At 35.4% G+C, this 14508-nt stretch carries 12 protein-coding genes, 2 tRNA genes and 1 rRNA gene; 12 read left to right on the forward strand and 3 right to left on the reverse strand.

What is annotated here, in order from left to right:
- Positions 1 to 128 precede the first annotated feature (128 nt).
- Positions 129 to 238: ribosomal RNA gene (gene rrf, locus BLT84_RS06395) — 5S ribosomal RNA — on the forward strand.
- A 468-nt stretch (positions 239 to 706) separates the two neighbouring features.
- On the opposite strand, the gene BLT84_RS06400 is transcribed toward rrf, so the two are convergent.
- A complete protein-coding gene (locus BLT84_RS06400) occupies positions 707 to 1849 on the reverse strand; it encodes an acyl-CoA dehydrogenase (protein ID WP_091263681.1) in 1143 nt (380 codons plus the stop codon).
- 92 nt (positions 1850 to 1941) lie between these two features.
- Here BLT84_RS06400 and BLT84_RS06405 point away from each other — a divergent pair, with 92 nt between their 5' ends.
- From BLT84_RS06405 to BLT84_RS06440, 8 genes are all read left to right on the forward strand, one after another.
- The gene (locus BLT84_RS06405; protein ID WP_091263683.1) at positions 1942 to 3003 is read left to right on the forward strand and encodes an anhydro-N-acetylmuramic acid kinase; all 1062 of its coding nucleotides are present in this window, start codon (positions 1942 to 1944) and stop codon (positions 3001 to 3003) included.
- 65 nt (positions 3004 to 3068) lie between these two features.
- The gene (locus BLT84_RS06410; RefSeq protein WP_091263685.1) at positions 3069 to 4295 is read left to right on the forward strand and encodes a Glu/Leu/Phe/Val dehydrogenase dimerization domain-containing protein; all 1227 of its coding nucleotides are present in this window, start codon (positions 3069 to 3071) and stop codon (positions 4293 to 4295) included.
- A gap of 59 nt (positions 4296 to 4354) precedes the next feature.
- The gene (locus tag BLT84_RS06415) at positions 4355 to 5056 is read left to right on the forward strand and encodes a MotA/TolQ/ExbB proton channel family protein (protein WP_034889194.1); all 702 of its coding nucleotides are present in this window, start codon (positions 4355 to 4357) and stop codon (positions 5054 to 5056) included.
- Between the two features lie 2 nt (positions 5057 to 5058).
- Positions 5059 to 5463 carry an ExbD/TolR family protein gene (locus tag BLT84_RS06420; protein ID WP_034889196.1) on the forward strand — a complete coding sequence of 135 codons (405 nt, stop codon included), beginning with the start codon at positions 5059 to 5061 and terminating at the stop codon, positions 5461 to 5463.
- 25 nt (positions 5464 to 5488) lie between these two features.
- Positions 5489 to 6304 (forward strand): hypothetical protein, encoded by an 816-nt coding sequence (locus BLT84_RS06425; RefSeq protein WP_034889198.1) that lies wholly within the window; start codon positions 5489 to 5491, stop codon positions 6302 to 6304.
- A gap of 30 nt (positions 6305 to 6334) precedes the next feature.
- Positions 6335 to 7525, forward strand: coding sequence for a bifunctional folylpolyglutamate synthase/dihydrofolate synthase (locus tag BLT84_RS06430; protein WP_091263687.1), 1191 nt, complete (start codon positions 6335 to 6337; stop codon positions 7523 to 7525).
- 256 nt (positions 7526 to 7781) lie between these two features.
- Positions 7782 to 7856 (forward strand) — tRNA-Val (locus BLT84_RS06435).
- Between the two features lie 70 nt (positions 7857 to 7926).
- A tRNA-Val gene (locus tag BLT84_RS06440) sits at positions 7927 to 8001 on the forward strand.
- 187 nt (positions 8002 to 8188) lie between these two features.
- On the opposite strand, the gene BLT84_RS06445 is transcribed toward BLT84_RS06440, so the two are convergent.
- Entirely contained in the window at positions 8189 to 9484 is a 1296-nt protein-coding gene (locus BLT84_RS06445) for a UDP-N-acetylmuramoyl-tripeptide--D-alanyl-D-alanine ligase (RefSeq protein ID WP_091263689.1), read from the reverse strand.
- 150 nt (positions 9485 to 9634) lie between these two features.
- The gene (gene gldJ / locus BLT84_RS06450) at positions 9635 to 11323 is read right to left on the reverse strand and encodes a gliding motility lipoprotein GldJ (protein ID WP_034889204.1); all 1689 of its coding nucleotides are present in this window, start codon (positions 11321 to 11323) and stop codon (positions 9635 to 9637) included.
- A gap of 354 nt (positions 11324 to 11677) precedes the next feature.
- On the opposite strand from gldJ, the gene porV reads away from it, so the two are divergent.
- The 3 genes from porV (at position 11678) to pdhA (ending at position 14507) form a co-directional block, all read left to right on the forward strand.
- The gene (porV, locus tag BLT84_RS06455) at positions 11678 to 12835 is read left to right on the forward strand and encodes a type IX secretion system outer membrane channel protein PorV (protein ID WP_034889206.1); all 1158 of its coding nucleotides are present in this window, start codon (positions 11678 to 11680) and stop codon (positions 12833 to 12835) included.
- A 79-nt stretch (positions 12836 to 12914) separates the two neighbouring features.
- A complete protein-coding gene (gene cdd, locus BLT84_RS06460) occupies positions 12915 to 13397 on the forward strand; it encodes a cytidine deaminase (protein ID WP_034894080.1) in 483 nt (160 codons plus the stop codon).
- 108 nt (positions 13398 to 13505) lie between these two features.
- A complete protein-coding gene (gene pdhA / locus BLT84_RS06465; RefSeq protein WP_034889208.1) occupies positions 13506 to 14507 on the forward strand; it encodes a pyruvate dehydrogenase (acetyl-transferring) E1 component subunit alpha in 1002 nt (333 codons plus the stop codon).
- Position 14508: the final 1 nt, after the last annotated feature.

Genomic DNA, 14508 nt, shown 5'->3' on the forward strand with positions numbered 1-14508 from the left:
GATGGGAGCGAAAAACCTATCTAATTGCATTGTTATTTATCTAATTTTCTTCTATTGTTTATTTCCTATATATGTTATGTTATTAGAAGTTAGTTATACACTTTGGAGTGTATCACTGCTTAAAGATTTAAGGTGGCTATTGCATCGGGGCTCACCTCTTCCCATTCCGAACAGAGAAGTTAAGCCCGTTAGCGCAGATGGTACTGCTGTATTGTGGGAGAGTATGTCGTCGCCTTGTTTTTGAAAACCCCTTCATCACCAGATGAAGGGGTTTTTTTATACCCTATACTCAAATAGGAACAACCCAGCGTTACACATAATAAAACCCCTTCCGGATAGCGATATCCCGGAAAAGGGTGTTGTTGTTTTATATACCCAATTCGCAACACTTCAGTTCCTATAAAAAATACAAATCCCCATCTGGAGATTACCTCTGGATGGGGTGGTGTGTTTTTATATTAGAATTTTATGCTGACTCGGCCAGGGATTGTAGCAAGCTACCACGTAGCGCGAAAAGCCCGGTGATAAACCATCAGGTTTAGCGGGACGCATTAATCAATAGAGATACTACTATTATATTGCTAAAGTATTATGTTCTCTAACGTGCTATATATAACTTGAGGAGTAGATTTTACTGAGTGTTATAAAGTGTAGATCTAAAAAAAGCAGCCCTAAGGCTGCTTCAAAATATATATTAAGATAATTACTATTTATTTAAAATACTTCGGGAAATTACGATCTTCTGAATTTCTGAGGTTCCTTCATAGATCTGCGTAATTTTAGCATCACGCATTAAACGTTCTACATGATATTCTTTTACATATCCGTTCCCTCCATGCACTTGTACAGCTTCTACAGAAACATCCATAGCAACTTGGGATGCATATAGTTTAGCAATGGCTCCTGAAAGGTCATAATCACCACCATTATCTTTATCACAAGCTGCTTTCATCACCAAATGTCTTGCAGCTTCTATAGAAACATGCATATCTGCTAATTTAAACGCTATAGCCTGGTGATTGCAAATCTCAGTACCAAATGCTTTTCTAACCTTTGAGTATTCTAAAGCCAATTCATAAGCTCCAGCAGCAATTCCTAATGCTTGCGCTGCAATACCTATTCTTCCACCCGCTAGAGTTTTCATCGCAAATTTAAACCCAAATCCATCTTCTCCTATTCTATTTTCTTTTGGAACTTTAACATCGTTAAAAATAAGGGAATGTGTATCACTACCTCTTATTCCTAATTTTTGTTCTTTGGGTCCTATCTCAAATCCTTCCCAGGTTTTTTCTACTATAAAGGCATTGATACCTTTATGCTTTTTCTCCTTGTCTGTTTGTGCTATAACTAAATAAAAGTCTGCAGAACTACCGTTAGTAATCCAGTTTTTAGTTCCGTTTAAAATGTAGTGATCTCCTTTGTCTATTGCTGTAGTTCTTTGAGAAGTTGCATCACTTCCTGCTTCCGGTTCAGATAAACAAAAAGCTCCTATAGATTCTCCAGTAGTAAGTTTAGTAAGATATTTCTTTTTTTGCTCTTCAGATCCAAAAGTATCCAGTCCCCAACATACTAAAGAGTTATTTACGGACATTACTACAGATGCAGATGCATCTATTTTAGAAATTTCCTCCATTGCAAGAACGTAAGATACAGTGTCCATTCCACCACCGCCATATTCTGGAGATGCCATCATTCCAAGAAATCCTAATTCTCCCATTTTTTTGATCTGAGAGGATGGGAATTCCTGTTTTTCATCACGCTCAATCACCCCTGGTAACAGTTCAGATTTTGCAAAATCTCTTGCTGCATCCCGAATCATTATATGCTCTTCTGTAAGTTTAAAATCCATATGGTCAATTTATTTTAAAAATTCAATTTTTTGTCAGCAAAGATAAGATTTTGACCCCTATTATTCAATAAAGAATAATTATTTTTACGAATATGAAAAAAAATAGGTTTAAAGTTTTGGGGGTAATGTCTGGAACATCTCTAGATGGAATCGACATTGCTCTTGTTACATTTACTAGGTCTAAATCTTGGAGTTTCTCCATAGAAAATGCTTCCACTTATTCGTACTCTGCTATATGGAAGACTAGACTGTCAAATGCAATTCATTTTAATGACGAACAATTAGCTGTTTTAAATAATGATTATACTGCTTATTTAGCTGCACAAATAAATAAATTCAAAGAAGAGAATGGTGTCAACAATTTAGATGCCGTATGTAGTCACGGGCATACTATTAAGCATGAACCTGAAAATAATTATACGCTCCAAATTGGCAATCTTCCTGAATTGACAACTTTAATAAAAGAGAATGTGGTTTGTGATTTTAGGGTAGGTGATGTTGCATTGGGAGGTCAAGGTGCACCCTTAGTTCCCATTGGAGATGATCTGTTGTTTAATGAATATAACTATTGCTTAAACTTGGGTGGGTTCGCAAATATTTCTACAGAGAATATCACTAGAATTGCCTACGACATTTGCCCTGTGAACACCGTTTTAAATTTTTATGCTGAAAAGTTAGGTTATGATTATGATGATGAAGGAAAGATTGCTAGAGCTGGCCAATTGAATATAGAACTTTTAGAAGAACTTCAAAATTTAGATTTCTATAAAAAAGATCCACCTAAATCTTTAGGAATAGAATGGGTGAATGAAAATGTTTTTCCTATTCTTCAGAAGTATGAAGAGAATATTCCTTCTATTTTATGCACGTTTACACACCATGTTGCGCTTCAGATCACAAAAAATCTCGATAATTTAACATCATCTAAAGTACTGATTACTGGAGGAGGAAGTTTTAATACTTTTTTGATAGAATTAATTCAGAAGCGAACCAAGACTAAGATTGAAATTCCTTCAGCAACTATTATCAACTATAAAGAAGCTCTCATTTTTGGGTTCTTAGGAGTGTTAAAATTACTTGGTGAAAATAATGTGTTAAGTTCTGTTACCGGAGCCGCTCATGACCACTCTTCTGGCGTGATATTTGAACTTTAAATTTTTAGAAAATCCAACTTAACCGCATATTTGTTTTTTATATTTGCGATCAAACAGAATTATATATGAAAGAATTACTTAAGATATACGAAGATAAAGCTCCTGAAATAGTTTTTAACTGGAAAGACCGTGAAACTGAGGCTGAAGGCTGGACAGTGATCAACTCTTTAAGAGGTGGTGCTGCAGGTGGAGGTACCAGAATGAGACAAGGTCTTGATATGAATGAAGTGCTTTCTTTGGCAAAAACCATGGAAGTGAAATTTACCGTTTCCGGGCCTGCTATTGGTGGAGCAAAATCAGGAATTAATTTTGATCCAAATGATCCTCGTAAAAAAGGAGTTTTAGAACGTTGGTATAAAGCTGTTTCTCCTTTATTGAAAAGTTACTATGGAACCGGTGGAGATCTTAACGTAGATGAAATACATGAAGTAATTCCAATTACCGAGGATTGTGGTGTATGGCATCCTCAAGAAGGTGTTTTTAACGGACATTTTCAACCATCAGAAGCAGATAAGATCAATAGAATTGGTCAATTACGTCACGGGGTAATTAAAGTATTAGAAAATGAAGATTTTTCTCCAGATGTGAGTAGGAAATATACTGTAGCAGATATGATCACCGGTTATGGAGTTGCAGAGGCTGTTCATCATTATTACGATATTTATGGTGGAGATGTTAAAGGAAAGAAAGCAATTGTTCAAGGTTTTGGAAATGTAGGTTCTGCAGCAGCTTATTATCTTTCTCAAATGGGAGTGAAGGTTATTGGAATTATTGACCGTGTAGGAGGTTTAATTAATGAAGAAGGTTTCACTTTTGAAGAAATGAAAGCACTTTTCTTGAATAAAGATGGAAATACGTTAAAGCACGATAATCTAATTCCGTTTGAAGAGATCAATGAGAAGATATGGAATTTGAATGCTGATATTTTTGCACCGTGTGCAGCTTCTAGATTAGTTACTCAAAACCAAATTGATAATCTTATTAAAGGTGGGTTAGAAGTAATTTCTAGTGGTGCTAATGTTCCTTTTGCAGATAAAGAGATCTTCTTTGGATCTATTATGGAGCATACCGACGAGAAAGTAAGTGTAATTCCAGATTTTATTGCAAACTGTGGTATGGCTAGAGTTTTTGCCTATTTTATGGAAGGAAGAGTGCAGATGACAGATGAGTCTATATTTAATGATACTTCTGCAACTATTAGAAATGCAATTCAGAATACGTATAACTCAGATAATTCAAAAACAAATATTAGTAGAACCGCTTTTGAAATTGCGTTAAAGCAATTGGTTTAATGATATCTTTACAATTAAAATACTAATCTCACGTTACATTAAAAAACCTATACTAATTTATGATGTACTTTTTCCAAGAAGGTGACCTGGCACAAGCTGCTCAAGATGTGGAACCGGTTGTAGAAGAAAAAACCCTGTCGTTATTTGATCTAATGCTAAGTGGTGGCGTGGGAGGCCAGATAATTATCGGGATACTTTTTATCCTTTTATTTGCCGCCGTTTATATCTATTTTGAAAGGTTGTTTGCTATAAAAGCAGCTACCGAAGTTGATAAGAATTTTATGCTTCAAATTAAAGATAGCGTGCTTAACGGTAACATAGAATCTGCAAAAATAAGATGCGCGCAAACCAATACTCCGGTAGCAAGATTAACTGAAAAAGGAATTTCTAGAATTGGAAGTCCGTTAGAAGATATCAATACTGCTATTGAGAATGCAGGTAGGTTAGAGGTTTATAAATTAGAAAAGAATGTAAGTATTTTGGCAACCATTGCAGGTGCAGCACCAATGATTGGATTCTTAGGAACTGTAATAGGAATGGTATTGGCTTTTCATACCCTAGCTACAAGCAGTGGACAGGCGGAGATGGGATTATTAGCAGAAGGTATATATACTGCAATGACCACTACAGTTGCTGGTTTAATTGTGGGTATTATTGCATATATAGGTTATAATCACTTAGTGGTAAAAACAGATAAAGTGGTTCATCAAATGGAGGCAACAGCTGTAGATTTTCTTGATCTATTAAATGAACCAGCTTAATTATGAATTTAAGAAGTAGAAATAAAGTAAGCGCAGATTTTAGCATGAGCTCAATGACAGATATTGTATTCTTGTTATTGATATTTTTCATGCTAACCTCTCCGGCAATTACTCCAGAAGCTTTAGATCTAATTTTGCCTAAAGCTAAAGGAAAGACCACCAATACTTCCAGTTTATCTGTAAGTATTACAAAAGATCTACAAGTATATATTGATAATGACAGGGTAAGTCAAAGTGCGCTAGAAAGCACTTTGATATCTAAACTTACAGGAGTAGAAGATCCAACTATTATCTTAAGAGCAGAAGAAGGTGTTCCAATTGAAAAAGCAGTAAATGTGATGGATATTGCTAACAGAAATAGATATAAGATCGTATTAGCTGTGAAACCAGAAAGTGAGAAAAATTAGAAGCAAAATAGAACTATAAGTAAATATGCTTAAAACTAAACACGAAAAGAAATCTCTTACCATCACGGTAGTATTACACGTGTTGCTTCTATTGATATTAATTTTCTTCGGATTAACGTTTTTAGATCCTCCCCCGGAAAATGGGATTGCTATTAATTTTGGAACTTCTGATGTTGGCTCTGGAGAAAAACAGCCTACAGAAGCTATTAAATCTGCTCCAAAGCAAGCTTCACAACCTGTTGTTTCACAACCAAAGCCTGTGGTAGAGGAAGTTGTAACTCAGGAAAATGTAGAGGCACCTGTTATTGAAAAGAAGGTAGAAAAAAAACCTGTAGTTAAACAAAAACCAATAGTTCCCCCTAAAAAAGTAGAGCCTGCAAAAAAACCAGATCCAACGCCAGATAAATCTACTACAGATGCTATGAGTAGCATTTTAAATGGACCTAGAAGTGATGGTACAGCCTCTGGAGGCGAAGGAAACGATAATGTTGCAGGAGACAAAGGAAGTAGAGATGGTGATCCAAATGCCAGTTCTTATTACGGTAATGGAAAAGGACTTGATGGTGATGGCAATTACAAATTAGGTGGTCGGAGAGCGCTTAATAAGGAGAGATTCGTGCAAGATTGTAATGAGTCTGGAATTGTTGTGGTTCAAATTGAGGTTAATCAAAACGGTCAGGTTACAAAAGCCATCCCCGGTGTTAAAGGTACTACCAATAACGCTACCTGTTTAACAGACCCTGCAAGAAGAGCAGCAATGGCTACTAAGTTTAATAGTGACGCTAAAGCACCTTCAAAGCAAGTTGGTGTAATTATCTATAACTTCAAATTATCTGAATAAGTGCTTAACTATTCTCAAACTGTTGATTGGATGTTTCAGCAGTTGCCTATGTTTCAAAGAGTAGGCAATACCGCATTCAAAAAAGATCTCACCAACATAATTTTGTTTTCTGAGCATTTAAAAAACCCTGAAAGACAGTTTAAATCTATTCACGTTGGTGGTACTAACGGAAAGGGATCTACCAGTCATATGCTGGCTTCTATCTTTCAAGAGGCGGGTTATAAGGTTGGTTTATATACTTCTCCTCATTTAAAAGATTACAGAGAGCGCATAAAGATTAACGGAAAGGAAATTCCGGAAGAGAAGGTGGTTCACTTCATTTCTGAGAATATGGAATTTCTTGAGAAGAATCAGCTTTCATTTTTTGAAATGAGTGTGGGAATGGCCTTCAATTATTTCGCTGAAGAGAAAGTAGATATCGCTATAATAGAAGTTGGATTAGGAGGAAGGTTAGATTCTACGAATATTATTACTCCAGAACTTTCTGTGATCACCAATATTGGTTTAGATCATACCGCAATGTTAGGGGAAACTTTAGAAGTAATTGCAGGAGAAAAAGCAGGAATTATTAAGAAAAACATTCCCATAGTAATTGGCGAAAATCAACCGGAGACAAAACCAGTGTTTCAACAAAAAGCAGCTAACTTAAATGCGAAAATTATTTTTGCTGAAGATGAGTTGCAAACAGATCTTACTTCAGATCTAAAGGGTTCTTATCAACAACATAATATTCAAACTGTAGTTACAGCACTAGGAATACTTAATAGTACTGGTTGGAAAATAAGCTCCAAAGATGTAGAAAACGGACTTTTAAATGTAATTGTAAATACGGGTTTGCGTGGAAGGTGGGATGTCCTTCAGGATTCTCCAAAGGTTATTTGCGATACCGCTCATAACGCTGAAGGATTAACTTATGTGATGAAGCAGTTAAAACTAGAGCCCTATAAGAAACTACATATAGTGTTAGGGGTGGTTAATGATAAAGATCTAAGCAAAGTGCTACCGTTATTTCCAAAGAAAGCTATCTATTACTTTTGTAGACCTAATATACCAAGAGGTTTGGATGCGCATTTATTACAGAAAAGTGCCAATGTATATGAGTTAACAGGACAAGTTTATTCTTCTGTAAATGTAGCTTATGCTACTGCACTAGAAAGCGCCGATGCATCTGACGTTATTTTTGTTGGTGGTAGTACATTTGTAGTCGCAGAGGTACTCTAAACATAGTTTTTAGAGTCTATTTTCTGCATTTTAATCAGATAGAATAATATTTTAACCTTTTACTCGGGCGACATTTCTCTAAGGATAATCACTATAGCTTCTTATAAATATTTGATATTAAGCGTCTTGTGTAAGGCTAGGTTAAGACGGTGATAGAGCATAAAAGTTGACTTGAAAAAAATATATTGTTTTTTTAATTTATTGTTTGCGAAATAGAAAATCTAGACTATATTTGCATCCGCAATCACGCGAAAGCGGGCAATTAGCTCAGTTGGTTCAGAGCACCTCGTTTACACCGAGGGGGTCGGGGGTTCGAATCCCTCATTGCCCACACAAAAGGAGCGCAAATTTTAGTTGTGCTTTGGTTAAAATTTACTGTTATACCTTTGCTTAAAAGCATCGGGCAATTAGCTCAGTTGGTTCAGAGCACCTCGTTTACACCGAGGGGGTCGGGGGTTCGAATCCCTCATTGCCCACGAAAAAAGGCTTCCATTATATGGGAGCCTTTTTTTATTGCTAATTTTTATTGAAGTTTAAGATTTGTGATTAATTTGTAATCTTTTTCATAGCTGTACATATCAGTATTAATAGGTTTAATTTTAAAAACTCTTTTAAAAAAATGGCCTCTAGAATTAGAAGCCAATTATAAACCCTATCCATAATTTAACTCTTGGCCTTAAGTAGGTCCAGTACTCTTTCCAATGCCATTCCTCTAGATCCTTTTATAAGTATGTGCGTGTCTTTAAATTCTTCTTTTTTTATAGTATCAGCTAGCTCTTCAAAATCTTTAAACTTATAAAGATTGGTTGCTTTGTTAGTCGTATTGAAGAAGTGCTTTCCTACTAAGAAATTTCTATTGAAGTTCAATTTTTTTAAAAGCTCAATAATTTGTTCATGCTCTAATTTTGAACTATCTCCAAGCTCAAACATATCTCCTAAAATAACCATCTTATTAGCTGTAGGTAAATTTTTGAAACTCTCTAATGCGGCAGTCATACTTGTAGGATTCGCATTGTAAGCATCCATAATTACCGTGCAATCCTTAAGGTTTACAATCTGCGATCTATTATTTTCTGATTTATATTCTGTAATGGCTTTTTTTATGCTCTCTACAGGGACTTTGAAGTATTTTCCAATAGTTACTGCTGCAGCTATATTTATAGAGTTATAAGATCCGGTAAGGCTAGATATGTAGGATTGATTGTCTGCTTTAATTGCAGCTACCTTGTTATTCTCTATATACTCAATTTGTACGTTGGAATTAGAATTTTTTCCAAAAGTGTAGTGATTCGTGTCTAAGGTTTGATTTAATTGGTTAGGGTCGTCTAAATTCAGAAATAACAGTTTATTATTAGCTCTTAGAAATTCATATAATTCACTTTTAGCTTTTATTACACCTTCTAAGCTTCCAAAACCTTCTAAATGTGCTTTTCCAAAATTAGTTATATAACCATAATCTGGTTCTGCAATTTTGCAAAGACTTGCAATCTCCTTGGCATGATTAGCGCCCATTTCTACAATACCAAACTCTATACTGTTTTTCATTGAAAGCAAGGTTAGTGGCACGCCAATATGGTTATTTAGATTCCCTTGAGTTGCTACGGTTTCAAATTTACGCTTTAGTACTGCGTTTATTAGTTCTTTACTCGTGGTCTTTCCATTGCTTCCGGTAATTGCTAGAATTGGAATTTTGAGATAATTTCTATGATAGTTAGCCAGTTGTTGTAATGTTGTGAGAACATCATTTACAACAATGAGTTGTTCATTATCGCTTGAGGTTTCTAATTCGTCTATAACAGCATAGGAGGCTCCTTTTTTAATGGCATCTTTAGCAAATTTGTTACCATTAAAGTTATCTCCTTTTAGCGCTAAGAAAAGTTGATCTTTCTTCACATTCCTAGTATCCGTAGTTATTCCGCTGCTTTCAAGAAAAATTTGGTGTAATTGAGCTATTTTCATCTATAAATTTAAAAAGAAAAACGGTTTAAAAAGATTCATTTTTGTCAATTTAAAATCTTCTATTAGATTCTTAAATTAGAATCTATACTAGATCAATTATAACAAATTTGAAAACTTTTTAAACCGTCTTTATAAAGAGGTTATAAGAATTTAATTTCTTGCTGTTTTGTTTTTATTTTGTGATTTAGATCCAACTCTAGACATTGCATTTCGAAAACCTATAAAGTCTGTTGCCATATCTTGTGGGAAATATCTTCTTTGCGCCGGGTCTAACCAGTATGCTCTATCTCTCCAAGATCCACCTTTGTAAACTCTAACTTCATTACTTACTAAAGTAGTTCTTTCAGAGTCGTCATACTTAGGTTTTACATTTCCTAAACTATCTGAAGAGGTTGCAAAATTAGGTGAGTTATACATTCTCTTAGATGGGCTTGAAATTTCGTTAAAAGGCTCATAGTATCTAGAAGAGCTCTTATCTCCATCTCTATAGTCTCTGTTATCGCTTTCAGAAAAATTGGTTCTTAAATAAGTGTCCATTTCTGTAATAGGCTCTTGAGCAATTTCTCCTGGTAACCCTCTCGCAACGATCTTCCCGTTGCTTAAAGTGTCAAATTGAACTCCGTCTGGAGCTACTATTTTTACCGAACCGTCCTCATTAATTGAATTCTTAGTATAGACGTTTCCTCTATAATAGTTAAAATCGTTAAATTCATCATCTACAATAGGTCTGTATACATCTGCTACCCATTCTGCAACGTTTCCTGCCATATCATACAAACCGTAATCATTAGGTTCATAAGATTTAACTTCCGCAGTAATATCTGCGCCATCATCGCTCCATCCTGCAATTCCACCATAATCTCCGCTTCCTTGTTTAAAGTTGGCTAGTTGATCTCCTTGGCTTTGAGCTTCTCCAGAACGTGTGTATTGTCCGTCCCATGGATATTTCTTTCTTCCGCGGTAAGCGTTGTAATTTCTAATTCCAACCATTCCAAGAGCAGCGTATTCCCATTCAGCTTCAGTAGGAAGTCTGTACTCTGGTAATAACACTCCATCTTTACGTTGTACATAGATATTTTTCGCTCCGCTTCCAGGTTCTCCATCTACGCCGGTTTCAGCTGCAGTTCCTAATTTATCAGCATTCTTACCACCACGAGTAACTTCATCATTACCACCGTAAACTTTGCTAGGTGCATTCAAATAAGTTTCTGTATCAAAAGTAGAACCAGCGCTAATGTCTGTAAATCTGGCTCCTTCTTTACTGAAACCTTCTTTCTCTAACATTAATTCATTCACACGGTTTGTTCTCCACTTGCTAAATTCTACAGCTTGTATCCAGTTTACGCCAACCACGGGATAGTTACCATAAGCAGGGTGGCGAAGGTAGTTATTCACCATAGTTTCGTTAAAACCAAGGCGGTTTCTCCAAACTAAAGTATCTGGTACAGCACCTGTGTAAATATTTCTATAATTGGCCTCTTCTGGTGGGAATACATTTTTCAACCAGTCTAGATACTCCATATACATCATATTGGTAACTTCTGTCTCATCCATATAGAAAGACTGAATATGCTGTTGAGTTGGCGTATTATTCCAATCGTGCATTGGGTCATCTTGAACTTTACCCATAGTAAAGGTTCCTCCTTCTACAAAAATAAGACCCGGACCAGCTTCCTGCTCCTTATAGTCTGTCTTATATTGAAAACCACCGTCTTTAGAATTGATATCCCAGCCGGTTGCTCTCGAGTTATTTTTGTAATCTTTGGAATTGTTACAACTGAATAAGCTAGCGCCTAACGCGATAGCAAATAGTGTTTTAAAGGCAACATTAGTCCTCATATTTTTGTTCTCTTTATGTAGTAATTTAGGCTTTGCAATATAGTAATTAACGCGAAAATTACAAGATTATTTTAATAGATTCAAAATACCCTAATCTCCTAGTATTCTTGTTGGTGTGCATTTTGAAATTTGCTGTAAATATTGAACTTTGATCTTAATATATGTTATATTTCCGAATAATTTTAAGTATTATTGAATATATTACATTTTGTAAAAGCAATATATGTACCACATATTAGTTATAAATGAACATATAATATTGAAATGAAACTGAGTAAACTTCAACAATAAAGACAAAAGGGAGTTAGCTTAACAAGAATAAAAATATATATTTGTTAAACATTTATTGAAGTGATGAGAAAAATTACGATTCTATTTCTTGGTGTTGCCTTTTTATCTACTATGCAAGGTTATTCTCAAGATGAAAGAGATAGGGTAATTACAACTGCAGTTCCCTTTTTACTAATTGCTGCAGATGCTAGGGCTGCCGGTATGGGAGATCAGGGGGTTGCCACTTCTGCAGATGCCTTTTCGCAACAATGGAATCCGGCAAAATATGCATTCTCAGAATCACAACAAGGAGTAGGTGTGTCTTACACTCCGTACCTAAGCAATATTGTAAATGATATATTTCTAGGGAATCTTACTTATTTCAATAAGTTAGATGATAGAAGTGCTGTAGCCGCAAGTTTAAGATATTTTAGTTTAGGATCTATTGAGGCACAAGGAGGTTTTGATGAATCTCCATTAGTTTTAAGTCCTAACGAAATGACTTTAGATCTATCTTACTCTTTAAAATTAAATGAAAATTTCTCTATGGCAGTAGCGGGTAGATATTTAAGGTCTGATCTTAAACTGTCTGTAAATACGGAAGATGCCACTGCAGCTTCAAGTTTTGGAGTGGACGTAGCAGCATTCTATCAAAGCGAACCTATAGTGCTATCAAATTTTGATGGTAGAATTAGAGCAGGAGCTAATCTTTCCAACATAGGTCCGAAGATAAAGTATGATGAAGTAGGGCAGGAAAATTTTATTCCTACCAATTTAAAAGTTGGGGGAGGTTTTGATTTTATTTTTGATGCAGACAATAGGCTAGGAACTTATGTTGAGTTTAATAAGTTGTTGGTACCTACTCCAAAAGATTTTAATAATGACGGAAAGATAGATAGTTTTGATGAAGAAGAATACAATAATATTGGAGCTATAGAAGGTATATTCAAATCTTTTGGGGACGCTCCAGATGGTTTTTCTGAAGAATTGAGAGAAGTAACCTGGGCATTTGGGGGTGAGTATGTTTACAGAGATGCATTTTCACTGAGATCTGGATATTTTAATGAAAGCGATACTAAAGGTTCTAGAAAATTTGTAGCTATAGGAGCCGGTTTTAAATACGCTCCAGTAATTATAGATGTTTCCTATCTATTCTCCACTTCCAAAGTGGTGAGCCCATTAGAAGGTACTTTGAGATTTGGCCTCACGTTTAATTTTGGGGAGGCTTACACAAATAACTAGATTATATTATACTTTTTGATCTTAAATAGTTTTAAAAAAAATGGCTGCAGTTATGCGGCCTTTAAAATTTTATTATAAAATGAAATCTATTTCAATTACCTCAAATTTGGAGGTTTATGACTCTTTTGAAGAGTTGCCATCAGATATTCAAGCGCTAATGCACAGTGCATTTGAAGTTAGGGATAATGCATACGCTCCATACTCTAAATTTAAAGTTGGAGCTGCCATACTTTTAGATAATGAAGAGGTGGTAGTAGGTTCTAACCAGGAGAATGCATCATATCCATCTGGACTTTGCGCAGAGAGAACTGCTATTTATTATGCAGGAGCTAAATATCCGCAAGCAAAGATTTTAAAAATGGCGCTTTCTGCTAAGTCTATGAATCATAGAGTTGTAAGTCCTATTGCGCCTTGTGGAGCATGCAGGCAGGCTATTGCAGAATATGAAGTGAAACAGGATGCTCCTATAGAGATCTATTTTATGGGCGAATCTGGGAAAGTGGTAAAAGCACATTCATTAAAGGAGCTTTTACCCTTATTATTTGATAATGCATATCTATAACGATTTCGTTATTTTTTAATATTAAAACTGTTTTCAATTCTTATTGAAAATAGTATTTTTGTTATCCGCTAGGCAAAAACCACTGTCCGGCCTTAAATTAATTTGTAGATGAAGAAAATTACCAAAGCCACCTATTTGAAGTGGTACGAGGATATGCTATTCTGGCGTAAGTTTGAAGATAAACTGGCACAAGTTTATATTCAGCAAAAAGTGAGAGGTTTCCTGCATTTATATAATGGTCAAGAGGCAATCCTTGCTGGATCTTTACATGCAATGGATCTTACAAAAGATAAAATGATTACTGCTTATAGAAATCACGTTCAGCCTATTGGTATGGGTGTAGATCCTAAAAGAGTAATGGCAGAACTTTATGGAAAGAAGACCGGTACTTCTCAAGGTTTGGGAGGTTCTATGCATATATTTTCTAAAGAGCACCGTTTTTATGGAGGTCACGGCATTGTTGGTGGTCAGATTCCATTAGGGGCGGGTCTAGCATTTGCAGATAAATATTTTAAAAGAGATGCTGTAACGTTAACTTTTATGGGAGATGGCGCTATGCGTCAAGGTTCTCTTCATGAAACCCTAACGATGGCTGTAAACTGGAATTTACCAGTAGTTTTCTGTGTAGAGAATAATGGATATGCAATGGGAACATCTGTAGCAAGAACTTCTAAAAGTACAGATATCTGGAAAATGGGATTAGCGTATGATATGCCATGTGGGCCTGTAGATGCTATGAATCCTATTAAAGTTGCAGAAGCTATGTCTGAAGCTATCGATAGAGCTCGTTCTGGTAACGGACCAACGTTTCTGGAATTAAAAACTTATAGATATAGAGGTCACTCAATGAGTGATGCTCAAAAATATAGAACTAAAGACGAAGTTGCAGAATATCAAAAGATAGATCCAATTACTCAGGTTTTGGATATTATTAAAGATAAAAAGTATGCTACCGAAAAAGAGATTAAAGCTATAGATAAGCGCGTTAAGGATTTAGTTACTGAATGTGAACAATTTGCTGAAGAATCTGATTATCCAGATAAGAGCTTAATGTACGATGCTGTTTATGAGCAAAAAGATTATCCATTCCTATCAAATAAAGTAGAGTAGA

The sequence above is a fragment of the Gillisia sp. Hel1_33_143 genome (assembly GCF_900104765.1).
GTDB lineage: Bacteria > Bacteroidota > Bacteroidia > Flavobacteriales > Flavobacteriaceae > Gillisia.